Annotated in this window: 20 protein-coding genes, 4 tRNA genes and 1 pseudogene; 18 read left to right on the forward strand and 7 right to left on the reverse strand. The window is 62.2% G+C overall.

The features are described from left to right. Window position 1: 1 nt before the first annotated feature. A complete protein-coding gene (locus tag C4J90_RS08540) occupies window positions 2–2,134 on the reverse strand; it encodes a TonB-dependent siderophore receptor (RefSeq protein ID WP_124419607.1) in 2,133 nt (710 codons plus the stop codon). 195 nt (window positions 2,135–2,329) lie between these two features. On the opposite strand from C4J90_RS08540, the gene C4J90_RS08545 reads away from it, so the two are divergent. The 8 genes from C4J90_RS08545 to C4J90_RS08580 all read left to right on the forward strand — a co-directional run bounded on the left by C4J90_RS08545 (window position 2,330) and on the right by C4J90_RS08580 (window position 8,482). Continuing rightward, a complete protein-coding gene (locus C4J90_RS08545) occupies window positions 2,330–3,355 on the forward strand; it encodes an NAD(P)H-dependent glycerol-3-phosphate dehydrogenase (RefSeq protein ID WP_124366441.1) in 1,026 nt (341 codons plus the stop codon). Window positions 3,356–3,365: 10 nt separating this feature from the next. Further along, window positions 3,366–3,713 carry a DUF4389 domain-containing protein gene (locus C4J90_RS08550; RefSeq protein WP_124419608.1) on the forward strand — a complete coding sequence of 116 codons (348 nt, stop codon included), beginning with the start codon at window positions 3,366–3,368 and terminating at the stop codon, window positions 3,711–3,713. After that, entirely contained in the window at window positions 3,710–4,159 is a 450-nt protein-coding gene (sixA, locus tag C4J90_RS08555; RefSeq protein WP_124419609.1) for a phosphohistidine phosphatase SixA, read from the forward strand. The genes C4J90_RS08550 and sixA overlap by 4 nt, the downstream gene beginning before the upstream one ends. Window positions 4,160–4,231: 72 nt before the next feature. Further along, window positions 4,232–4,675, forward strand: coding sequence for a hotdog fold thioesterase (locus C4J90_RS08560; RefSeq protein WP_124361999.1), 444 nt, complete (start codon window positions 4,232–4,234; stop codon window positions 4,673–4,675). 97 nt (window positions 4,676–4,772) lie between these two features. After that, window positions 4,773–5,576: an alpha/beta fold hydrolase gene (locus tag C4J90_RS08565; RefSeq protein WP_124419610.1), complete on the forward strand. Its 804-nt coding sequence runs from the start codon at window positions 4,773–4,775 to the stop codon at window positions 5,574–5,576. Continuing rightward, entirely contained in the window at window positions 5,573–6,427 is an 855-nt protein-coding gene (locus C4J90_RS08570) for an alpha/beta hydrolase (protein ID WP_124414259.1), read from the forward strand. The genes C4J90_RS08565 and C4J90_RS08570 overlap by 4 nt, the downstream gene beginning before the upstream one ends. A gap of 102 nt (window positions 6,428–6,529) precedes the next feature. Next, window positions 6,530–7,348, forward strand: a complete 819-nt coding sequence (locus tag C4J90_RS08575) for a DUF4892 domain-containing protein (RefSeq protein ID WP_124362002.1) — start codon at window positions 6,530–6,532, stop codon at window positions 7,346–7,348. A 72-nt stretch (window positions 7,349–7,420) separates the two neighbouring features. Next, entirely contained in the window at window positions 7,421–8,482 is a 1,062-nt protein-coding gene (locus C4J90_RS08580; RefSeq protein WP_124362003.1) for an AI-2E family transporter, read from the forward strand. Here the strand turns inward: C4J90_RS08580 and C4J90_RS08585 are convergent. Together C4J90_RS08585 and C4J90_RS08590 are read right to left on the reverse strand one after the other, a co-directional pair. Then, window positions 8,479–9,513, reverse strand: a complete 1,035-nt coding sequence (locus C4J90_RS08585) for a HAMP domain-containing sensor histidine kinase (protein WP_124419611.1) — start codon at window positions 9,511–9,513, stop codon at window positions 8,479–8,481. The two genes, C4J90_RS08580 and C4J90_RS08585, sit on opposite strands and share 4 nt — an antisense overlap. Further along, window positions 9,513–10,277, reverse strand: a complete 765-nt coding sequence (locus tag C4J90_RS08590; protein WP_124414260.1) for a response regulator — start codon at window positions 10,275–10,277, stop codon at window positions 9,513–9,515. The genes C4J90_RS08585 and C4J90_RS08590 overlap by 1 nt, the downstream gene beginning before the upstream one ends. 259 nt (window positions 10,278–10,536) lie before the next feature. On the opposite strand from C4J90_RS08590, the gene pyrF reads away from it, so the two are divergent. Then, a complete protein-coding gene (pyrF, locus tag C4J90_RS08595) occupies window positions 10,537–11,235 on the forward strand; it encodes an orotidine-5'-phosphate decarboxylase (protein ID WP_124362006.1) in 699 nt (232 codons plus the stop codon). 105 nt (window positions 11,236–11,340) lie between these two features. Here the strand turns inward: pyrF and C4J90_RS08600 are convergent, their stop codons facing one another. Further along, complete coding sequence (locus C4J90_RS08600; RefSeq protein ID WP_124414261.1) at window positions 11,341–12,348, reverse strand: NADP-dependent oxidoreductase; 1,008 nt, start codon at window positions 12,346–12,348, stop codon at window positions 11,341–11,343. A gap of 229 nt (window positions 12,349–12,577) precedes the next feature. On the opposite strand from C4J90_RS08600, the gene C4J90_RS08605 reads away from it, so the two are divergent. The 4 genes and pseudogenes from C4J90_RS08605 (at window position 12,578) to C4J90_RS27370 (ending at window position 17,034) form a co-directional block, all read left to right on the forward strand. Then, on the forward strand, window positions 12,578–13,339 hold the full coding sequence (locus C4J90_RS08605; RefSeq protein ID WP_124419612.1) for an SDR family oxidoreductase: 762 nt from the start codon (window positions 12,578–12,580) through the stop codon (window positions 13,337–13,339). Window positions 13,340–13,540: 201 nt separating this feature from the next. Beyond that, a complete protein-coding gene (locus tag C4J90_RS08610; protein ID WP_124419613.1) occupies window positions 13,541–14,953 on the forward strand; it encodes a PLP-dependent aminotransferase family protein in 1,413 nt (470 codons plus the stop codon). A gap of 995 nt (window positions 14,954–15,948) precedes the next feature. Beyond that, window positions 15,949–16,173: pseudogene (locus C4J90_RS27365) on the forward strand (HAMP domain-containing protein); the annotation flags it as partial. A gap of 18 nt (window positions 16,174–16,191) precedes the next feature. Further along, window positions 16,192–17,034, forward strand: a complete 843-nt coding sequence (locus C4J90_RS27370; RefSeq protein WP_372237493.1) for a methyl-accepting chemotaxis protein — start codon at window positions 16,192–16,194, stop codon at window positions 17,032–17,034. A 36-nt stretch (window positions 17,035–17,070) separates the two neighbouring features. Here the strand turns inward: C4J90_RS27370 and C4J90_RS08620 are convergent, their stop codons facing one another. Together C4J90_RS08620 and C4J90_RS08625 are read right to left on the reverse strand one after the other, a co-directional pair. Continuing rightward, on the reverse strand, window positions 17,071–17,883 hold the full coding sequence (locus C4J90_RS08620; protein WP_124362011.1) for an alpha/beta fold hydrolase: 813 nt from the start codon (window positions 17,881–17,883) through the stop codon (window positions 17,071–17,073). 160 nt (window positions 17,884–18,043) lie between these two features. Further along, a complete protein-coding gene (locus C4J90_RS08625; protein ID WP_124362012.1) occupies window positions 18,044–18,802 on the reverse strand; it encodes a hypothetical protein in 759 nt (252 codons plus the stop codon). Window positions 18,803–19,172: 370 nt separating this feature from the next. Between C4J90_RS08625 and C4J90_RS08630 the strand changes: the two genes are divergently transcribed. The 4 genes from C4J90_RS08630 (at window position 19,173) to C4J90_RS08645 (ending at window position 19,587) form a co-directional block, all read left to right on the forward strand. Next, a tRNA-Glu gene (locus tag C4J90_RS08630) sits at window positions 19,173–19,248 on the forward strand. A 3-nt stretch (window positions 19,249–19,251) separates the two neighbouring features. After that, window positions 19,252–19,327 (forward strand) — tRNA-Gly (locus tag C4J90_RS08635). A gap of 105 nt (window positions 19,328–19,432) precedes the next feature. Next, window positions 19,433–19,508, forward strand: a tRNA-Glu gene (locus tag C4J90_RS08640). Window positions 19,509–19,511: 3 nt separating this feature from the next. After that, window positions 19,512–19,587 (forward strand) — tRNA-Gly (locus C4J90_RS08645). Between the two features lie 71 nt (window positions 19,588–19,658). Here the strand turns inward: C4J90_RS08645 and C4J90_RS08650 are convergent. After that, complete coding sequence (locus C4J90_RS08650; RefSeq protein ID WP_124419615.1) at window positions 19,659–21,149, reverse strand: PLP-dependent aminotransferase family protein; 1,491 nt, start codon at window positions 21,147–21,149, stop codon at window positions 19,659–19,661. Window positions 21,150–21,229: 80 nt separating this feature from the next. Here C4J90_RS08650 and C4J90_RS08655 point away from each other — a divergent pair, with 80 nt between their 5' ends. After that, window positions 21,230–22,885, forward strand: coding sequence for a M24 family metallopeptidase (locus tag C4J90_RS08655; RefSeq protein ID WP_124419616.1), 1,656 nt, complete (start codon window positions 21,230–21,232; stop codon window positions 22,883–22,885). The last annotated feature ends 20 nt before the right edge of the window (window positions 22,886–22,905 follow it).

Here is a 22,905-nt window from a genome sequence, read left to right on the forward strand (position 1 = left end):
GTCAGAACTCTAACTGCGCGCTGAAGTAGAGCACATGGCGATGGTCGTAATGGTTGTCGGGCCAGGTGGTCGGCTGGTTATCGAGGCGTTGTTGCAGCATGCCAGCCAGCTCCACGTTGGTTTTGCCCAGGGCAAGGCGCTTGGCCACCCGCAGGTCGACCCGTTCGAAGCGATACTCGTTGAGTGCGTCGTCACCATAGTAGAACAAGGCGCTGGACCAGCCGTGGCCCCATTCGCGCAACCAGCCGGCCGAGCCGCTGTTACGTGCGGTCTGCGCCTTGTCGAGTGGGTTGCTGGTGCTCGCGTCGACGTAAGCGTAAGTCAGGCGCAGGCGGTCGGCGTTGCTCACGCGCCAGTCGAATTGGGATTCGGCACCGGTAAAGCGCGAGCTGTTGGCGTTGCTGGCGATGTATTGGTTGTTGCGCAACGGCGAGCTGATCATGTCGGTGATTTCGTCATAGAACAGCTTCACGTCGACATTCAACCCGAGGTCGGCAAAGAAGCCGTTGTAGCCCAGTTCGCGCGAGCGCATCAACTCTTTATCGAGATTGCCCGGGCCGCGTGTTACCACAAAATATTGCCCGGAATTCTGCCCATACACCGGCGAACTGAGGTTGGTGACGCGGTAGCTCCAGTTGACGTTGTTCTCGAACATGTCCGGTGAACGGATCGCCTCGGAGTACACCGCCCGCAGACCGTGGCGCGGGTTGATCAAGTAGTTGACCGCCACGCGGGGTGTCAGCGAGTTACCGCTCAAGTGGGTGTCTTCGTACATCGCGCCGCCTTGCAGCAGCCAGTGTTCGCTGGCGCGCCATTCCAGGTGGCCGAACAGGCGCCAGGTGGTGTCGTCCAGCGTTCCATTGAAGTAGGTGTCGGAGTCGGCGCGGTCGTAGCGGTAATTCATTCCGCTGACCAGGCGCAGGCTGTCGGAGAGGCTGAGGGTGTCTTGCAACTCCAGGTCGTAGCGGCTTTCCTGGGTGCTTTGGTCGATATCGCCGCACACGCTTTGGCTGGCGCCGTTGCGCCATTGGTCCAGTACCTGGTTGCCCAGCGCCTGTTCGGCGGCGCTGCCGGGCGGGGCGCTACCCTGGCTGAACTGGTCCATGTGCCGCGCCAGCTTTTCGGCGTAGTTGGGGTTGAGCTGCCACAGCTGGGTCAGTTCAGGGCTGAACGAGACCTTGGCGTCACAGGCTTTCCAGATCTGCCGACGGTTCCATTGCTGGGCCGACCCCTGGATATACAGGCTGTGGTCGGGGTTGAAGTCGAAGTTCCAGCGCATTGAACCCGCGTAGTCCTTGGCGGTGACGTCGGAATTGGTGCCGCCTTCGGTAATCCCGGCGAATACCGGAGTGTAGGTATAGGGACGCTGATTGGTGCCTTCCTTGGCATCCAACTGCCAGTCGATGCTCTGTTGCGCATTCAACGTCTGGCTGACGGCCAGGCTGAAACGGCTGAGGCGGCGGCTGTCTCGGCGGTCGGCACCGGCGGCATCGCTATCAAAACCATCGTCCTGTTGCCCGGACAGCGACAAGCGCAAGTCGCCGGTGTCCCAGCCCACGCCCTGGCTGGCATAGACATCGTTGATCCCGCGTTCACCGCGTATGACCTTCACCCGCGTGCCCTGGCTGTTGGCCGGTGAACGGGTGAGGATATTGACCACCGCCATCAGCGCATTGGCGCCGTAGCTGACGGTATTGGGGCCACGAAACACCTCGATGCGCTCGATGTCTTCCATGGCCACTGGAATATCGCTCCAGTCCACCGTGGCCAGGCCTGCGCGGTACACCGAGCGTCCGTCGATCAACACCTGCATGCGCCGTGCATCGCTGGCGCTGGTGCCGTGGTAATTCACCGCCGCCTGGTTGCCGGTGGTGTAGCCGACCATCATCCCGGGCACCAGGCGCAACAGCTCGGCAATGTCACGCGCACCGCTGGCCTTGATCAACTCGCTGTCGATCACGGTCATGCTGCCGGGTACGGCCGCGGCCGATTGCTTGAGACGGGTGGCGGTCAATACCTGCGGCAGCGGTTGGCTGTCGAGGAACAGATCGTCGGCCGACGCACTGGCGCTGCACGCCAGGGTCAACGGCAGCATCAACAGCAGGGATGAGCGGGGAGGAGGGCCCAGGTACACGGCGCGGCCTTGATAATTGCGGATAGCCGCCCATGTTAACTGAGGTGAGGCCTTTTGCCAGTCGTGAGACCTGCAATAACTTCATTCAAGTGTGGCATTTTCCGACAAGCGCACGAATTCACACGGGGGCTGGCCGCAAGCAGGTCGCCCCGTATAATGCCGCCATCGCCACTGGTATGGATTAACGGATTGCATATGACTGAACAGCGCCCTATCGCGGTCCTGGGAGGCGGAAGTTTTGGTACCGCCGTGGCTAACCTGCTGGCCGAGAACGGCCACGCCGTGCGCCAGTGGATGCGTGATCCCGAGCAGGCCGAGGCCATTCGCGTGCATCGGGAAAACCCGCGTTACCTTAAAGGCATCAAGATTCATCCGGCGGTCGAACCCGTTACCGATTTGTTGGCAACCCTCACGGCCTGCGACCTGTGCTTTGTCGCGCTGCCTTCCAGCGCCTTGCGCTCGGTGCTGGCGCCCCACGCCGAACGCCTGGCGGGCAAGCTGCTGGTCAGCCTGACCAAGGGTATCGAGGCGCAGACATTCAAGCTGATGAGCGAAATCCTCCAGGAGATCGCCCCCCAGGCGCGCATTGGCGTGCTGTCCGGGCCGAACCTGGCGCGGGAAGTGGCCGAGCATGCGCTGACCGCCACGGTGGTCGCCAGTGAAGACGAGCAACTGTGCGAGCGCGTCCAGGCGGTGCTGCACGGTCGCACCTTCCGCGTCTACGCGAGTGCCGACCGGTTCGGCGTCGAGCTGGGCGGTGCGTTGAAGAACGTCTACGCCATTATCGCCGGCATGGCCGTGGCCTTGGGGATGGGCGAAAACACCAAGAGCATGCTGATTACCCGCGCCCTGGCGGAGATGACCCGTTTCGCCGTGAATCAGGGCGCCAACCCGATGACGTTCCTGGGCCTGGCGGGCGTCGGCGACCTGATCGTCACCTGCTCGTCGCCGAAAAGCCGTAACTATCAGGTCGGGTTCGCGCTGGGCCAGGGGTTGAGCCTGGAAGAGGCCGTGACCCGTCTGGGCGAAGTGGCCGAAGGGGTCAACACCCTCAAGGTGCTCAAGGCCAAGGCTCAGGAAGTCGGGGTGTACATGCCGCTGGTTGCCGGGCTGCACGCGATCCTGTTTGAAGGGCGCACCTTGGACCAGGTGATCGAGCTGCTGATGCGCGCCGAGCCAAAAACCGATGTCGACTTTATTTCCACCAGCGGTTTCAACTGAGGAACGCGGCATGAACGATTCGAAAGCAGCCCCCAAGTATGAGTCCATTGTGCTGCGCATCCTGTGGATGCTGGTATTTGCCCTGGTGTGGCAGGTGGCGCAGTTCGTGCTCGGCGCCTTGGTGGTGGTGCAACTGATTTACCGGTTGATCTATGGCGCGCCGAACCTGAGCCTGATGAACGTTGGCGACAGCCTCAGCCAGTTCCTTGCGCAGATCGGTCGCTTCGGCAGCTTCCACACCGAGCAAAAACCCTGGCCGTTCGCGGATTGGCCAACCCCGCGTGCACCGGAAGGCGAAGCCGCCCATAGCGTGTCGCCAGCACCGCACCCGGTGCGTGATGAAGAGCCCAAGCTATGAAATTGTGGATCCTGCGCCACGGGCAAGCCCAAGCTCATGCGCCAACTGACGCCGAGCGTAACCTCACCGAGCACGGCCGGGCTGAAGTATTGCGCAGTGCAGCGCACCTGATCGGCCAGCCGCTCAGTGCCATCATTGCCAGCCCTTATGCGAGGGCGCAGCAGACGGCGCAGTTGGTGCGCGAGGCGTTGGGTTTCGAGCCGCCGGTCTGCACGGTGCCGTGGCTGACGCCAGAGGGCAGCCCGGCGCAGGTGCTGGAAAAACTCCATACCGATGACAACGTGCTGCTGGTCAGCCATCAGCCGCTGGTGGGCAACCTGATCAGCTTTTTGCAGCACGGTCACTCGCGCCAGCCGCAGCCGATGCATACCGCCAGCCTCGCGCTGTTGGAGGGTGACTTCCCATTGGCAGGGTTGATGAGCCTGGTCAGCGTTGAAAATCCATAAGCTATAGCGCTTATCTGGAATGCTGTTGTGTGGCAGGATTAGGATCGTAATAAAACCAATAAGGACAGTCCCATGAGCCTGTGGCGCACGCAACCGAATATCGAACAGCTCAACGCGAGCCAGAAAAACACCATCGGTGAATTGCTGGATATTCGCTTCGAAAGCTTTGACGACGAATCCATCACCGCCAGCATGGTGGTCGATCACCGCACCCATCAGCCCTACGGCCTGTTGCATGGCGGCGCCTCCGTGGTACTGGCCGAAAGCCTGGGCTCCGTGGCGGCCTACCTGTGCGTCGATGCGAGCAAGTTCTATTGCGTTGGCCTGGAGGTCAACGCCAATCACCTGCGCGGTGTGCGCAGCGGGCGCGTCACGGCGGTGGCCAGGGCCATTCATATCGGCCGCACGACCCAGGTGTGGGACATCCGCTTGACCAACGACGAGGGCAAGGCCAGTTGCGTATCGCGCCTGACCGTGGCCGTGGTACCCCTGGGCGAACAGCCTCCGGCGCGATAGACATGGCGTGAGTGTCATCATTCCTGGCGGTTACGGTCATTGCCGTGAACGCCAGGCATGGTGACAATCAACCTCTGTTCCTGAAGAGCGCGCCGCTATGTCGCAGCATGTGTTTTTCGCCCACGCCAATGGCTTCCCGTCGGCCACCTACGGCAAGTTGTTCGCGGCCCTGGCTCCCGAATATACGGTGGGGCATTTGCCGCAGCACGGCCACGATCCCAGGTTCCCGGTGGACGATAACTGGCAGAACCTGGTCGATGAATTGATCCACCATCTGCAGCAGCAACCGGAGCCGGTGTGGGGCGTCGGCCATTCCCTGGGCGGGGTCTTGCATTTGCACGCCGCCATGCGCTGCCCGCAGCTGTACCGTGGCGTGGTGATGCTGGACTCGCCGGTGTTGACCCGCGCGGATCGCTGGGTGATTCGCGCCGCCAAACGCTTTGGTTTCATCGACCGCCTGACCCCGGCCGGACGCACCCTGGGCCGTCGTGAAGAATTCGCCGACCTGGACGCCGCGCGCGCTTACTTCGCCGGCAAGACCCTGTTTCGCGGTTTCGACCCCGAGTGCTTCGAGGCGTATCTGCAACATGGTCTGCTGCCAGTGGGCGACCGTCTGCGTCTGCGTTTCGACCCCGCGACGGAAATCAGCATCTATCGGGGCGTGCCTCACACCAGCCCCGGCCAGGTACGCCAGTTGAAAGTGCCGCTGGCGGTGGTGCGCGGCCAGCAGAGCCGTGTGGTAATGCGCCATCATGTCAGCGGCGTAGGTCGCCTGCCCATGGGTGAGATGCTCACCATGCCCGGCGGCCATATGTTTCCCCTTGAGCGACCCCAGGACACCGCGACCTTGATCAAGCATCTGTTTGCCCGCTGGCAGGCCCGTGAGCGCAGTTGCGCATGAGCGCGCCCGTGGAAGAAGTACGCCTGAGCCTGCCGCATATCGAGCTGGCCGCGCATCTGTTCGGGCCTGAAGACGGCTTGCCGGTCATCGCCCTGCACGGTTGGCTGGACAACGCCAACAGCTTTGCGCGCCTGGCGCCGAAGCTGCAGGGTTTGCGCATCGTCGCGCTGGATATGGCCGGGCACGGGCACTCGGCACATCGTCCGGCCGGGGCCGGTTACGCCGTGTGGGATTACGTCCACGATGTGTTGCAAGTGGCCGAGCAACTGGGCTGGCAACGTTTTGCATTACTTGGCCATTCCCTCGGCGCCATCGTTTCCCTGGTGCTGGCCGGAGCCTTACCGGAGCGAGTGACGCACCTGGGGCTGATCGACGGAGTGATCCCGCCGACCGCCCGCGGCGAGAACGCGGCCGAGCGGCTGGGCATGGCATTGCAGGCGCAATTGAGCCTGCAGGGCAAGCGCAAGCCGGTCTATGCCAGCCTGGACCGGGCGGTCGAGGCGCGCATGCAGGGCCTCGTCGCGGTCAGCCGCGAAGCCGCCGAACTGCTGGCCCAGCGCGGTTTGATGCCGGTGCCGGGTGGCTATACCTGGCGCAGTGACAGCCGCCTGACCCTGGCATCACCGATGCGTCTGACCGATGAACAAGCCATGGCGTTCGTACGACGCGTGAGTTGCCCTACGCAGCTGGTGGTCGCGGCTGACGGCCTGTTGGCGAAACATTCCGAATTGCTTTCACAGCTGCCCTTTACCGTGACGACGCTGCCGGGTGGCCATCATTTGCACCTGAATGACGAGCCCGGTGCGGTTCTTGTTGCAGACTGTTTCAATCGGTTCTTCTCCGCGCCTTGACTTGGCGCGGTCAACTGCCGAGGCTGGGCGGATTGAAAGGGAGTCAACCATGAACCATCTTGAAACCGCTGCGACCCTCCATGGCCACGGCTTATTGATCCGATGAGCCTGGGTAAAGGCTGTATCCGTGCCTTTGGGCTGTGCTGTTTCAGCCCGCTGGTGTTCGCCGCCGATGTAGCGGGAAGCCAGGACTTACCGGCCATTGCCCGCCAGGTGGACGCGCAGATCGTCGACTATCGCCCTGCTGAAGAAAAGGAACGCATCTACCCCATGGGTGCGATCCGCAAGATCAGCGGTCAATTGCGCTCCGAAGCCCAGGCCACCGCACGCGGTCCAACCACCGCGATCACCTACGAATTGCCTGCCGAGCACAGTTCCAGCGCCGCCTTTACCGCCACTCGTGAAGCCTTGCAGGCTCAGGGCGCGCAGCTGTTGTTCTGGTGCCAGGCCCGCGATTGTGGCGAAAGCAGCCTGTGGGCCAACGAAGTGTTCGGCAACGCCAAGCTGGTCGGGGCCGATGGCCAGCAGGAGTATCTGCTTTTGCGCCTGGCGGCCCCACAGGACAACTCGCTGGTGGCGCTGTACGGCATTACCCGTGGCAATCGACGCGCCTATCTGCATGTCGAGCAACTGGATGCCAGCACGCCGCTGGGCACTCTTCTGCCCACGTCGGCAACCCTGCTGCGTGAGCTGAAAAGCACCGGCGAGCTGGACTTTCCTGCGCTCGGCGCCGAGCCCGACGCCACCTGGTTGACCTTGATTTCCCGTGGGCTGAACCTCGACACCAACCTGCGCGTCAGCCTGACCGGGCCCAGCGCCGAAGCCTGGCGCCAGGGCCTGATCGACAGTGGCGTGCGCGCCGCGCGCCTGGAAACCGGCACAGGCAAGGCTGAAGGCCTGCATGTGCATCTGATACGCTAAGCGCCATAGGGCGAACGGACCCGTGCCGTTCGCCTAAGCTGTCTTCCTACATGACTCTTTTCGAGATACCCGATGCTCAATAACGATCGCCTGCTGGTGCAAATCCTGCTGCTGGTGCTGTTCGGTGCCAGCTTCTGGGTCATGGCGCCGTTCTGGTCGGCGCTGTTCTGGGGCGCGGTGCTGGCGTTTGCCAGTTGGCCGCTGATGGTACTGCTGACCCGTGGGCTGGGCGGTCGCGAATCACTGGCGGCCGGTATCCTGACATTGGGCTGGATGTTGCTGGTCGCGCTGCCGCTGGTGTGGCTGGGGTTCAACCTGGCGGACCATGTGCGCGATGCCGTCGTATTGATCAAGGATATCCAGGTCGACGGCTTGCCCAATGCGCCCACCTGGCTGGGCTCGATCCCGCTTATCGGCGAGCGGCTGGTGGCGACCTGGGACAGCATCGACCAACAGGGCGCGGCGCTGATGCTGAGTATCAAGCCTTACCTGGGCCAGGTCGGCAATTGGTTGCTGGCGCGCAGTGCGCAAATCGGCGGCGGCATTCTCGAGCTGACCTTGAGCCTGGTCTTCGTGTTCTTTTTCTACCGCGACGGGCCGCGCCTGGCGATGTTCGTGCACCGTCTGCTGGAGCGCCTGATCGGCGACCGCGCCAGCTATTACATCGAGCTGGTGGCCGGTACGGTGCAGCGGGTGGTCAATGGCGTGATCGGCACGGCTGCCGCCCAGGCCGTGCTGGCGCTGATCGGCTTCCTGATTGCCGGCGTGCCTGGCGCGCTGCTGCTGGGCGGCGTCACCTTCCTGCTCAGCCTGATCCCGATGGGCCCGCCGCTGGTGTGGATTCCGGCCACGGCCTGGTTGGCGTGGAAGGGTGACTACACCTACGCGGTGTTCCTTGGCGTGTGGGGCACCTTCATCATCAGCGGCGTCGACAACGTGCTCAAGCCTTACCTGATCAGCCGTGGCGGCAACCTGCCGTTGGTGATCGTGCTGCTGGGCGTATTCGGCGGCTTGATCGCGTTCGGTTTTATCGGCCTGTTTATCGGCCCGACCTTACTCGCGGTGGCCTACAGCTTGTTGACCGACTGGAGCGCGACCCAGGCTCAGGCGCGGCGCGAAGACAAGCCGCTTTAAGCCCGCGGCAGCCACATCACGGCGGTCAGGCCGCCGCCTGGCGTATCGTCCAGGCTCAGGTGGCCGCCGAGGCGCTCGACCGCTTCCTTGGCGATCGTCATGCCCAGGCCGACGCCGCCGGAATTTCGGTTGCGCGAGCCCTCCAGGCGAAAGAACGGTTCGAACACCGCTTCGCGCTTATCGGCCGCGATGCCAGGGCCGTGATCGATCACGCGGATCACCAGGGCGCCGCGGCTGTCGGCCAGTTCCACGCGCGCCGAGCCGGCATAGCGCAGGGCATTGTCGATCAGGTTGTTGAGGCACGAACGCAGCGCCATCGGCTGCACCTGCAAGGGCGCGCAGGTGCCGCACACCTGCACATCGCTGCCCTGGTCCTGGGCATTTTCGCTGAGCGATTCCACCAACGCCTGCACGTCGAGCCAGTGGCGGGTCTCGCTGGTGCGCTGTTCGTGCAGGTAGCTCAAGGTGGCGTCGAGCATGCCGATCATATCGTTGAGGTCCTGGCGCATCTGGCCTTGCAGCTTGGTGTCTTCGATCTGTTCCAGGCGCAGTTTCAGCCGGGAGAGCGGCGTGCGCAGGTCATGGGAGACAGCCCCGAGCATGCGTGCGCGCTGGCTGACTTGTTCGCGGATGCGCCTTTGCATCAGGTTGAAGGTTGACGCGGCCTGGCGTGCCTCGCGAGGCCCGGATTCGTCCAGCGGCGGGCTGTCGAGGTCGAGGCTCAAAAGCTCGGCCGCCGCGCTCAGGCGCTGGATCGGCCGGCTCAACAGCTTGGCGCCGTACCAGGCGGCGATGATCAGCGAGATGAACTGAAACGTCAGCGGCACCACCGGGCCACCGAACCAGGGTCGCTGATGCTTGGCCAACGGCTTCATCGAGCCATCCGGCTGTTCGACGAAGGTTTCCGGCGGCGGTGGCGGCGGTGGGCCGTAATGATGGAACCAGAAGAACGCCAGCACATGCGCCAGCACGATGGCCACCAGCAACACGCCGAACAGCCGCCCGAACAAGGTATTGAAGGTGGCGCTCATCAACCGATATCCCGCGCGTCGAACAGATAGCCTTCGCCGCGCACGGTCTTGATCAAGCGGGGGGCCTTGGGGTCGTCGCCCAGTTTCTGGCGCAGGCGCGACACCAGCAGGTCGATGCTGCGATCGAAGGCTTCGATGGAGCGACCGCGTGCGGCATCCAGCAATTGTTCGCGGCTCAACACGCGGCGCGGGCGTTCGATGAACACCCACAGCAGGCGGAACTCGGCGTTGGACAGCGGCACCACCAGGCCATTGTCGGCCACCAATTGGCGCAACACACTGTTGAGGCGCCAGTTGTCGAAGCGGATGTTGGCGCGCTGCTCGGTACGGTCATCGCGTACACGGCGCAGGATGGTCTGGATACGCGCCACCAGTTCGCGCGGTTCGAAAGGTTTGGACATATAGTCGTCGGCGCCCAGTTCCAGGCCGATGATACGGTCGGTGGGCTCACAGCGGGCGGTGAGCATCAGGATCGGAATGTCCGATTCAGCCCGCAGCCAGCGGCACAAGGTAAGGCCGTCTTCGCCCGGCAGCATCAGGTCGAGCACCACCACATCGAAGGTTTCGCCTTGCATGGCTAGGCGCATCGCCGCGCCGTCGGTCACGCCCGTGGCGAGAATATTGAAACGCGCCAGGTAATCGATCAGCAATTCACGAATCGGCACATCGTCATCGACGATCAGCGCACGGGTGTTCCAGCGCTTGTCGTCGGCGATCACCGCGCCTGGGTGCTCGTCGTTTACCGGGACGGAAGGAGTCTGCATAGTGCGATCATCTACCTGATTGTTATGGCCAGCATAGGCGCCCAGCCCCATGGCTGGAAGTGCTGGACGGTCGGTCATGCGGCGAGGCTAACGGTGGGGCGTGTTGGGCGCATGTCGTGAATGTATCGGCTTTGAAATAATTGTCGCAAACCGGCGCCCATCAACGCCCAAATCAGTATTTACCGATCATCGGATCCCGCAACGGCGCCGCTTGCGCTACAATCCGCGCCGATTTCGACTTGCCTGAGAGCCCATTCCAATGCCCGTCTGCCAGACTCCTATCATCGTCGCCCTGGATTACCCCACCCGTGACGCCGCACTGAAGCTGGCTGACCAGTTGGACCCCACGCTTTGCCGGGTCAAGGTCGGCAAGGAACTGTTCACCAGTTGCGCGGCGGAAATCGTCGGCACCCTGCGTGACAAGGGCTTCGAAGTGTTTCTTGACCTGAAATTCCACGATATTCCCAATACCACCGCCATGGCGGTCAAGGCAGCGGCCGAGATGGGCGTGTGGATGGTCAACGTGCATTGCTCTGGCGGCCTGCGCATGATGAGCGCCTGCCGGGAAGTGCTGGAACAGCGCAGCGGGCCGAAACCGCTGCTGATCGGCGTGACTGTGCTGACCAGCATGGAGCGCGAGGACCTGGCCGGCATCGGCCTGGACATCGAGCCGCAGGAGCAGGTGTTGCGCCTGGCCGCGCTGGCGCAAAAAGCCGGCCTCGACGGCCTGGTCTGCTCGGCCCTCGAGGCCCAGGCGCTCAAGAGCGCTCACCCGACGCTGCAACTGGTGACCCCGGGGATCCGCCCGGCGGGCAGCGCTCAGGATGACCAGCGCCGTATTTTGACGCCGCGCCAGGCGCTCGATGCCGGTTCCGACTACCTGGTGATTGGCCGTCCGATCAGCCAGGCGGCCGATCCGGCCAAGGCGCTGGCAGCCGTCGTTGCCGAAATCGCCTGATATTGAATGTGGGAGGGGGCTTGCTCCCGATAGCGGTGTGACAGTCAACAGATGTACTCGCTGATCCACCGCCATCGGGAGCAAGCCCCCTCCCACATTTATCTATCAGCTGACCTTCAGCACCAGCTTGCCGAAGTTCTCGCCGTTGAACAGCTTCATCAACGTCTCGGGAAACGTCTCCAGCCCTTCAACGATATCTTCCTTGCTCTTGAGCTTGCCCTGCGCCATCCAGCCGGCCATTTCCTGCCCGGCAGCGGCAAAGTTCGCTGCGTGATCCATCACCACAAAGCCTTCCATCCGTGCGCGGTTGACCAGCAATGACAGATAGTTGGCCGGGCCTTTCACGGCTTCCTTGTTGTTGTACTGGCTGATGGCCCCACAAATCACCACCCGCGCCTTCAGCGCCAGGCGGCTGAGCACCGCGTCGAGAATGTCGCCGCCAACGTTATCGAAGTACACATCCACGCCTTTGGGACACTCACGCTTGAGGGCGGCGGGTACGTCTTCGTGTTTGTAGTCGATGGCGGCATCGAAGCCCAGTTCGTCGACCAGGAACCTGCACTTGTCAGCGCCCCCGGCGATGCCCACCACGCGGCAGCCCTTGAGTTTGGCGATCTGCCCGGCAATGCTGCCGACCGCACCGGCCGCGCCGGAGATCACGACAGTCTCGCCGGGCTTGGGTGCGCCGGTGTCCAGCAGCGCGAAGTAGGCAGTCATGCCGGTCATGCCCAGCGCAGACAGGTAGCGCGGCAGGGGCGCGAGTTTCGGGTCGACCTTATAGAAACCGCGCGGCTCGCCCAGGAAGTAATCCTGCACGCCCAAGGCGCCGTTGACGTAGTCGCCGGCCGCAAAGTTCGGGTGCTTGGAGGCAATCACCTTGCCTACGCCCAATGCACGCATCACTTCGCCGAGGCCGACAGGTGGAATGTAGGACTTGCCCTCATTCATCCAGCCACGCATGGCGGGGTCGAGGGACAGGTACTCGTTGTGCACCAGCACTTGCCCGTCCTGCGGCGTGCCTACCGGGACTTCCTGGAAGGTGAAGGTGTCCCGCGTGGCGGCGCCGACCGGGCGTTTGGCAAGCAGGAACTGGCGGTTGGTCTGGGCAGTCATGGCGGCAACTCTTTAGAAGGGGAGTATGAGTGATAGACAAGGAACCGCCTGTGAGCAAGGTTGTTCGAGCCACGCGAATGCTTGCCGATAGACGGGGTTGATAGTCAGCCCGGTGGCCTTATCACCCAGACGCATGCAGCACCAACCGGCCTTCTGATAGTGCTGACGCGTCGCTCCCCTGATTGACTAGACTCGCCCGACGGCTATCAACCCCCAAAGGACATTCCCCATGAGCATGACGTTTTCCGGCCAGGTTGCCCTGGTGACCGGCGCCGCCGCCGGTATTGGCCGCGCGACCGCGTTGGCGTTCGCCGCCGAAGGCTTGAAAGTGGTGGTGGCCGACCTCGATGTGGCGGGCGGCGAGGGTACGGTTGCGTTGATTCAGCAAGCGGGTGGCGAAGCCTTGTTTGTGCGCTGCAACGTCACCTTGGAGGCGGATGTGCAGCAATTGATGGCGCAGACCGTCGCCGCCTACGGCCGCCTGGACTATGCCTTCAACAATGCCGGGATCGAGATCGAGAAGGGCAAGCTGGCTGACGGCAGTCTGGATGAGTTCGATGCCATCATGGGGGTCAACGTCAAGGGCGTGTGGTTGTGCATGAAGTATCAACTGCCGCTGTTGCTGGCCCAGGGCGGTGGCGCCATCGTCAACACGGCGTCGGTGGCGGGGCTGGGCGCGGCGCCGAAAATGAGCATCTATGCGGCGTCCAAGCATGCGGTGATCGGCCTGACGAAGTCGGCAGCCATCGAGTACGCGAAAAAGAAAATCCGCGTCAATGCTGTCTGCCCGGCGGTGATCGATACCGACATGTTTCGCCGCGCCTATGAAGCTGACCCGCGCAAGGCCGAATTTGCCGCAGCGATGCACCCGGTCGGGCGCATTGGCAAAGTTGAGGAAATCGCCAGCGCGGTGTTGTACCTGTGCAGTGATGGTGCGGCCTTCACCACAGGTCAGGCCCTGGCGGTGGACGGCGGTGTCACGGCAATTTAAGACTTCACACTGCAACCTGTTCGAAAAGGACTGGGGGGTTGTGGGGTGTTTCCGTAGCTGGCACAAAGCCGCGATCGAATGTGTATCACTAGGTAAAAAACTCAATAAAATCAATACTTTAATAAAATATGAGAACGGGTTTATTGGGCTTCTGTGCTTAACTGTTTGGGTTGAATAACAAACAGTTGAAGTGAGTGGCTCATGGATTTAGGGATTGATCGACAAGCCCCGGTACCGGTGGTGCAGCAAATCATCAGCGCAGTCGCGGGATGGATTCGCAAGCATGGGGTGAGCCCCGGCACACGCTTACCGTCTGTGCGGCAATTGGCCCTCGACAACCTGCTCAGCCAGTCCAGCGTGATCGAGGCATTCGAACGGATGGAGGCCCAAGGCATGCTGGCCTCGAAAAAAGGCTCGGGGTTCGTCGTGGCGCAACCGGCGAGCATTCAGGAGAACCAGTGGTACGAAGGCGCCGAACAGGGCTGGGGCAGGTTTACCGACAGCCCTTTAGGCGAGCTCAAGCTCAGCTGTGGCTGGCTGCCGGACGCCTGGCGCGAGAGCGATGACATCAGCTACGCGATCCGCGAAGTCAGCCGCACCGACACCGCAGGCCTGTTCAACTACAGCACGCCTCTGGGCTTGCCGGCCCTGCGTGAACAATTGCTCAAGCGCCTGACCCAGATTCACGTGCCCAGCAGTCTCGACTGCATTCTCACCACCCACGGCGCCAGCCATGCCCTGGACCTGCTCATCCGCACGTTGCTCAGGGCCGGCGATACGGTGGTGGTCGAGACCCCCGGCTACGGCAACCTCTACCGGCAACTGGCGTTTCACGGGGTGACATTGCTGGAAGTACCCCGCACGCGCAGCGGCCCGGATATCAAGGTGCTGGAGGCGCACCTGCAATACCATCGGCCCAAATGCCTGTTCATCAACAGCCTCTATCACAACCCTACCGGCACCAGCCTGTGCCGTGCGGTGGCCGAGCGCTTGCTGGCGCTGGCATGCAGCCGGGATTTCCTGATCATCGAGGAAGACGTCTACGGCGATCTGCAGCACGCCAGTTGCACGCGGTTGTCGGCGTTGCCCCATGATGACCGTGTCATCTACGTCTCCAGTTTTTCCAAGACGCTGAGCAGCGCCTTGCGCGTGGGCTACCTGAGCGCCAGTGCGGCGATCATCGCGCAACTGTCGCAACTCAAGACCCTGACGGGCATCGGCACCTCACGCTTTGCCGAAGCGATAGTGGCCACTTTGCTGGTCAACGGCGCCTACCGCAAGTGGGTGCAGCGCCTGCGCAAGCGCCTGAATACGCAAATGGCCGCCACCTTGCAGGTGCTGGAGGATGAAGAATGGCAGGTGTTTGCAGTACCCGCCGGCGGCATGTTCCTGTGGGCGCGGCCTGGCGCGCAAAACCCTTCGCGCGTGCAGGCGTGTGCCCGCAAGCTCGGCGTGCTGCTGGCGCCGGGAATGCTGTTCAACCCGGCGGGTGAGTGCTGCGAGTGGCTGCGCATCAACGTGGCCTACGCAGCTGATCCGCGAGCACTGGCGCTGTTTCGTGCCCTGGGTCCCGCCAGATCGACCTCGACCATTCTGAAAACGACGGGTGTGTAGCTTTTTGCCATTATTGTGGAGCCCACGACTTGTGTTCAGTGCCCCGTGATTGCGACTCTCGCTGCTGGTAAGCGGGTTTATGGCATCTGCCATTGCAAGAGGACTCAAGTGCAATGATTTCGGGCGCGCAACGACGTTTCGCCAACCTCGGTATGGCGAAAAAACTGGGCTTGGGTTTTACCCTGGTGCTGCTGCTGACGGCAGTGATAGCGGCCATTGGCGTATGGTCGCTGCAAACCGTTGGCCAGCGCTTCGAAGGCCTCAAGCACATGTCTTCGCTCAACAGTGGACTGCAGAAGGTGCGCCTGATCGAACAGGATTACGCCTTGCACGCCGACCCCAAGGCTGTTGACGCCCTGCATGAAAGTGTCGACGCGCTGGCCGCGCTGGCGGCCAGTCTCAAGGCCCAGTCCGCTGCCAACGTGCCGGTCATGGCCGATGTCGAGCAAGCCCTGGCAGCCTACCGCAAGGCGTTCGACGAGTTCGTCGAACTGACCCAGGCCAAGGACCTGGCCCTGGAAATGGCCAGTTGGTCGGTGTCCAGCGTGGCCAATAACCTCGATGTGTTGCAGGCCGGCCTGGCGGACGATGGCGCCTATGGCCTGAAGGAAAGCCAGGGCAAGGCGGGTGCCGAGTTTATCGAGCAGGCAGGGCAGGTGAGCCAGGTGTCGCGGTTGATGCTGCAGGCGATGAACGAAGCGCGGCTACGCCTGGATCAGAGCCGCAAGGCCGATGCGGAGGAGGCCGAGCAGGGCAAAATCGAGCAGGCCGACCAGGCGCTGGCCCAGGCCGAACAACTGAAAACCTCGGTCAAGGACCCCGGCTACCAGACCGTGCTCAATGAGGTGTCCGGGCATATCGCGGCGTTCAGCGAAAAGCTCGGCGAGTACACCGGGCTGTTGGCCCAGGAAAAACTGGTTTACAAACAATTGCATGATCGCGCCGATCAGGTGGTCAGCCGAGTCAACCTGGCCTATGACGCGGAAGACCAGTCGATGCAGGCGCAACTGGGCAAAAGCACGCTGCTGATCATCGGTTCATCCGCCCTGGCGCTGCTGGTGGGGCTGATCGCGGCCTGGGTGATTACCCGCTTGATCGTGGCGCCGCTGCGCAGTGTGATCGCAGTGGCACAGCAGATTGCCTCCGGTGACCTGAGTGGGCGCATGGAGGTCAACCGCCGCGACGAAATCGGCCAACTGATGCAGGCGATGCAGCAGATGGGCAACGGCCTGAGCCATATGGTCAGCGGGTTGCAGGCCGGTATCGAGCAACTGGCCAGCTCGGCGCAGACGCTGTCCAGCGTTACCGAGCAGACCAACGTCGAAGTCAGCAGCCAGAAGGAAGAAACCGAACAGGTAGCCACGGCGATGAACCAGATGACGGCCACGGTGCACGACGTGGCGCGCAATGCCGAAGAGGCCGCGCAAGCCGCACAGACGGCGGATGACAAGGTCGACAGCGGCCAACGGGTGGTGCGTCAGAGCTTGCAGCGCATCGAATTGCTGGCCACGTCCAGCAACAGTGCCAGCGCCAGTATCGAAAGCCTCAGCGCGGAGATCCAGAACATCGGCACGGTCCTGGGCGTGATCAAGAGCGTCGCCGAGCAAACCAACTTGCTCGCCCTGAACGCCGCGATCGAAGCGGCCCGCGCAGGGGAGCAAGGGCGCGGCTTTGCGGTGGTCGCCGATGAGGTGCGGGCGCTGGCCAAGCGCACCCAGCAATCGACCGAAGAAATCGAACGCCTGGTCAGCACCTTGCGCAGCGCGGCGCAGTCGTCGGTGCAGCAGATTCAACAAAGCGGCGAACTGGTGAAGCTGGCGGTCAGCGATGCGTTGGAAACCGAGAGCGCCCTGGGCAGCATTGCAGCGGCGGTGTCATTGATCCAGCAGATGAACCAGCAGATTGCCGCAGCGGCTGAAGAGCAAAGCTCGGTGGCCGAAGAGATCAACCGCAGTGTCACCAGCATCCGGGCAAGTGCCGATCAATCGGCGTTGAGCATGCAAGGCAATGCTGCCTCGAGCATCCAGCTGGCGCAGTTGGGCGCGGAACTCAAGGGCATGGTGGGGCACTTCCGCCTCTGATCGCGGCCGGCGCGCCGCGATCAGTGTGGAAGGTGATCAGGCGTTGTTGGCGAGGAACGTCAGCAGCGCCTCATTGACGAAGTCCGGATTCTCGCGGCTGGAGATATGCCCGGCGTCGGGAATCAATGTCAGGGCACAGCCGATCAGCTCGGCCATTTCCCGGGATTCCGCAGGTGGCCGCGGCTTGTCCTGCTCGCCGCACATCACCAGGGTGGTATCGCAATCCAAGCGATGAAGCTGATCGAGAATGTCTGCGCGGCTGAAAATCAAGCGGCCCAGGGGCACTACGCTGTCCAGCAGGCGCTCCCGGGGGAAATCCTGCAGCGACTGGCGAAAACCCTGATACAGGGCTGATTCGCGGTCGATTCCCGGTCTGAAGAAAATCGGCGCGATCACATCCAGCAGCGGCGGCGGGATGGCGCCAGCGTCTTCGATCATCTTGAACAGCGAGAAGTAATACTCGCGCGTGGCCCCCGGCTCGGCGCCCAGGTAGGTGTCCATCAGCACCAGGCTGTTGATGCGTTCCGGTGCCAGCAAGGCGAGGCGGGCGCCCCACATGCCGCCGACCGACAGGCCCACCAGGTTGACCTGTGAGATGTCCAGTTGGTCGAGCAAAGCCAGGTTGTGACGTGCCAGGTCATCAAGGGACAGGGTTTGCGCAGGCAGCGTGCCCGACTCGCCATGGCCCCACAGTTCAGGGACGATCACACGGTATTGCTGCGACAGCGCTTCGATCTGCGGTGCCCACATGTCGCGGTCCCACAGGTAGCTCGAACCCAACAGGACGACCGGGCCGGTGCCCTGGTCGATATAGTGCAGCGGTTGTCCATCAATCACGGCGACAGGCATAGCAGGCCTCTAACTTCACGGAGTGAGGGGCACTTTTTTACGCTAGTCGGGGGCGGGGGGATAGATGCAAACTGATGGCACCGTCATGTGCGGCGCAGGCAGGAGCGAGCAAGCTCGCCCCTGCACTCGGAAGGCCGGCCCGTGACGGGGCCAGCGGCACTCAATCGTAAATGGCTTTCTTTTTCCACTCGGCATCGGCGTCGACGACCTTCAGGCCTTCGGTCAGTTCGTTGACTTCGTCTTCGGCCGGCGCGCTGTTGGTCAACACCGTGGAGTTGGCGCGGGCCAACTGTGATTCCAGCAATTGCAGCTGTGCGCTGTACAGCACGGGCTCCGGTTGTTTGCGCAGGTACTGTACGCCACGCTCGAATGCCAGGCGCGCCTGGCCCGGCTGACCTTGCTGCAGGGCATGCTGGCCCAGATTGTTGAAGAACTCGATGTGCAGCAGCACCAGGATATGGCGGATTTCCTTGATCCAGTGCTTGGCCTCGTTGGTCGGCAGAAAGCCGTCCTGGGCTGCCCGGGTGACCTGACCATGCAGTGCTTCGAGCAGGAAGCGCACATCCTTGGCCTTGGCTTCGGTCTGGATCGGCGCGGGTGGGTTGGCCACCGGAATCGATTCGCCTTGGGCGATCATTGCATTCAGCTCGGCGATCCGCGCCTTGAGCGCGGCGCTGGACTTGTTGAGGTTCAGCAGGCGTTGGTTGACGTTGAGTTCCAGGCGGGTCAGCAACAGCTTGAGCGCCGGCGTCATCAACTGGCCGGGAAAGGTCTCGGTGATTTCACCACAGCGACGCAGCCGATCATTGAGCTCGATCTCGGTACGCTTCTTTTCCAGCTTATTGTTTTCCACCACATGGTTCATGTAGCCAATGGCGATCAGTATTACGATCCCGGCTACTACCAGCAGGGTGATCATGAGTGGTGTCACCGGTGTGACCTCTTTATAGGGTTTGCTGTGGAGTGTAGTGACTGCGCTAACCGGCGGATAGGACTGTTCGACCAGTTGCCCAGGTAGTTTCTTCTATATAGGTAAAGTGATCCTGCGTGGATGCACATTGCCATCATTTGCCTGTGGCAACTATAGCGCCTTGTGGCGCGTCAGAATATAGGCGCCAGGGCTTGGGCGCAGCAGAATGCCCGCGCAGGCCGCTCAATGGGGCGAAGTCATTGATTTAAATAAATTTATCCTTGGGGGTTGACGACCTTTCAATCCATCCATAGAATGCGCGCCACTTACAGCGTAAAGCACACAGCGAAACGCGGTAGGGAGTGAATGTTGTACGTGTGTCCCCTTCGTCTAGTGGCCTAGGACACCGCCCTTTCACGGCGGTAACAGGGGTTCGAGTCCCCTAGGGGACGCCATATGCGGGAATAGCTCAGTTGGTAGAGCACGACCTTGCCAAGGTCGGGGTCGCGAGTTCGAGTCTCGTTTCCCGCTCCAATTTACAAGCAGTGTGGCTCTCGGGCGGCATTGAGTGAAACCAGGACCACGTCTTCGGACGAGGCCTCTGGGCACTGAAATACACACCATGTGTTTCAGTAGCGTGTCCCCTTCGTCTAGTGGCCTAGGACACCGCCCTTTCACGGCGGTAACAGGGGTTCGAGTCCCCTAGGGGACGCCATTTGCGGGAATAGCTCAGTTGGTAGAGCACGACCTTGCCAAGGTCGGGGTCGCGAGTTCGAGTCTCGTTTCCCGCTCCAATTCAAAGAAAAAGCCACTCAAACGAGTGGCTTTTTTTTGTCTGCGAAAAACAGCGCTCACCTTTTTGAAGTCATTGGCGCTGAAGGCTGTTGGCCGCTTGGGCCAAGCGCAAGGTGGCTTGACGGATTTCCTCCTGATTGAGCGACGCAAAACCCAACCGCAACGCATTTTCCGGCTGGCCCAGCGGCGAGAACTGCCGACCGCTGCGCACCACCAGTCCGTGGTCCAAGGCAGTGTTTACCATTCGATCTACGTCTATTTCATCCTCGAAACGCGCCCACAGTGCCAGGCCACCTTCCGGCTCGCGCACCTGGATACGAGCGCCCAGCGACTCATGCAGACAGGTCTGCAACGTCTCTCGACGCACTCGATATTCTTTCGACACGCGGCGCAGATGCTTCTTCAATTCACCGTCATTGATCAGGTCGGCCAGCATCTTCTGGGCGACGGCGTCGGCATCTCCCAACATCAACGCCGCGTTGCGGTGCAGGGCCTCTATCACGTGGGTGGGGGCCACCACGTAGCTGCATCGAAACGTCGAGCCCAGCGCCTTGGACAACGAACCGATATAGATCACATGGCGCTGAGAACGGTCACTGGCAAGAGGCAGGTAAGGGCGCCCGTTAAAGTGGAATTCGTGGTCGTAATCTTCTTCGATAATGCAGAAGTCGTGCAGCGCTGCGAGCGTCAACAATTGTTGTCGGCGCGCGGCGTGCAGGCTGACGGTGGTCGGGAACTGGTGATGCGGCGTGACATAGATCATGCGCACTTTGTGCTGCTGGCATAGACGGTCGATCTGGTCCGTGCGACAACCCTCGTCGTCCACGTCCACCGTGACCAGTTGCGCGCCCAACTGCCGGAAAATTTCCCACGCCGGCGGGTAACTCAGACGCTCCACCAGTACCACGTCCCCCGGTGTGAGCAGCAGGCTGGCGCTCAGGTACAGCGACATCTGCGTGCCCTGGGTCAGGCAGATATTGTCGGCGTTGACGGCCAGCCCGCGCTCGCCGCGCAGCATCTCGGCGAGGGCACAGCGCAGGTGATGGCCGGTGCCTTCGCTGCCGTAGCGTACGGTGTTGGAGGCAAAGCTGTTGCGCAGGGCGTTGCGGTAGTAGCGATGCAGCACGGCCTGGGGCAGTAGGCGGTGGTCGCTGGTGCCATTGTCGAAAAACAGCGCGTCATGCCGATGGCGCAGCGCGGTGACTTGAGCGTTATGGGCAAAATACGGCACCACCGCCTGCGCCAGCAGGGGCGGTGCAAAAGCCTGCGGCGCGCCACCGGGCAGTTGCTTGGGCTTCAACTGGGCATTGACGAACGTGCCGCGACGCGGCTCGCTGATGAGCCAGCCTTTGGTCGCGGCTTCTTCATAGGCCAGGATGACCGTCTTGCGGTTAACGTCGAGCAATTGCGCCATTTCCCGCGTACCTGGCAGCAAGGTGCCGGGCGGCAGGCGCCCTTCAAGAATCGCGGTCACCAGGCCCTCGGCAATCTTGCGATAGGACGCTTGTGATGCGTTCTCATCGAGCTTGAGTAAAGGGCGCCATTTACGCATCTGGACCATCTGAAGTATCCAAAACTGGAGGTTCTTATGGGCCCAGTCTAGCGCAACAATGCAGCTTCACATTCTGAGGTCCTGAGCACATGCGCCATGTCATCGAACTGTCCCCTTCTGGGAAAACCTTTGAAGCCGGCAATGAACTGTTGCTTGATGCCATGCTCGCCAGCGGCCTGTCGGTGCCGTTCTCCTGCCGCCGTGGTGCCTGCGGCTCATGCAAGGTGACGGTCGCTGCAGGCGAGTATCGGGCCAAGCGTCTGGCACCGGATACGCCGGCGCCGTGTTACCCACTGGCCGCCAATGAAATGCTGTTGTGCCAGAGCCATGCGTGCTCCGACATGCGCCTGGAAATTCCCGGCTGGTCCCTGGATACCCCCGCGTTGGTCATTGATGCTCAGGTACTCGACAAGCGCGCACTCGGACCCGATGTCATCGAACTGGTCCTCAAGCCGGATACACCGGTGGTGGCGCGGGCTGGCCAATACCTCAAGTTCCGCCTGGCGGACGGTGACACGCGCTGTTTCTCGATTGCCAACCTGCCTGCAGAGGACGATGGGCGTCTGGTCTTCCAGATCCGTCGGGTCAGCGGCGGTTGCTTTTCCGACGGTATTCTGGGTCGCCTGGCGGTGGGTGAGCGCTTGCGACTGGAAGGACCGTTTGGCGCCTGTACCTGGCAGGACGATGCCGCCAACGCCGTCGTCCTGTTCGCCACGGGCACCGGTTATGCGGGTATCAAGCCGATCCTGTTGAGCGCGCTCAAACAGGATATCGAGGTGACGTTGTATTGGGGCGGCGCGCAGTCTACGGACTTTTATGACAGCGCCTTCCTGGACCAATCGACGCTCAAGCATCCGCGTTTTCGCTGGCATCTCATACGCTCATCCGAGGGCAGGGTGCAGGAGGTTGCATTGAGCCATGGGCATCACTGGGAAGCGGCTCAGGTCTATGCGTGCGGGAACGGCGCTATGCTCAGCCAGATACGGACCCAGTGCCTTGCGGCGGGGTTGCCGAGCCATCGGTTTGTCGCGGAGGCTTTTGTCGCCAGCGGTCGGGAGAATGCTGTAACGGTTTCCCCATCGTTCGACCCGGTCTGGGAGAAAGTCGGCCCGCGTTATTCCCTGGATGGCATGCTGGCGGCGCGAGACAAATCCATACGCGCCCTCGCGTCCATCGTCAGCCAATTGAAGGTCGGCATGACCACCGGGGAAGCCCTTGAGATGGCCGCCGCACAATTGCAGGCCATGGGCGCGTCGCACACCTGGCATCCCACCTACATCCGTTTTGGCGCCGACACGGTGCGGCCACCTCGCGAAGGCATCGATCGTCAGCGCAGGCTGCGCGCCACGGATATCGCCGTGGTCGACCTCGGCCCGGTGTGGGACGGCTACGAAGGTGATTATGGCGACACCTTTGTATTCGGTGACTCGCCGTTGTACCTGGCCTGTACCACCGCACTGCATGAAGTGTTCGATGAAACCCGCCAAGCGTGGCTGCGCGGCCTGACCGGGCGCGAACTCTATGACTTCGCCGAACAGCGCGCCGTGGCCAAAGGCTGGAGGCTGGCGCGTAACCTGGCGGGGCATCGCCTTGCGGATTTTCCCCATGCGTTGTTCGAAAGCAAGCAACTGGCCGACCTGGAAATCGCACCGAGTGAGATGGCTTGGGTGCTGGAGATTCAGCTGTGCCATCCCACTGAGCCGGTCGGTGGGTTCTTTGAGGATATGCTGATGTTACAGGCCTGAAAACCCATCTGCAGGACGAA

The sequence above is a fragment of the Pseudomonas sp. R2-60-08W genome (assembly GCF_003852335.1).
Classification (GTDB): domain Bacteria; phylum Pseudomonadota; class Gammaproteobacteria; order Pseudomonadales; family Pseudomonadaceae; genus Aquipseudomonas.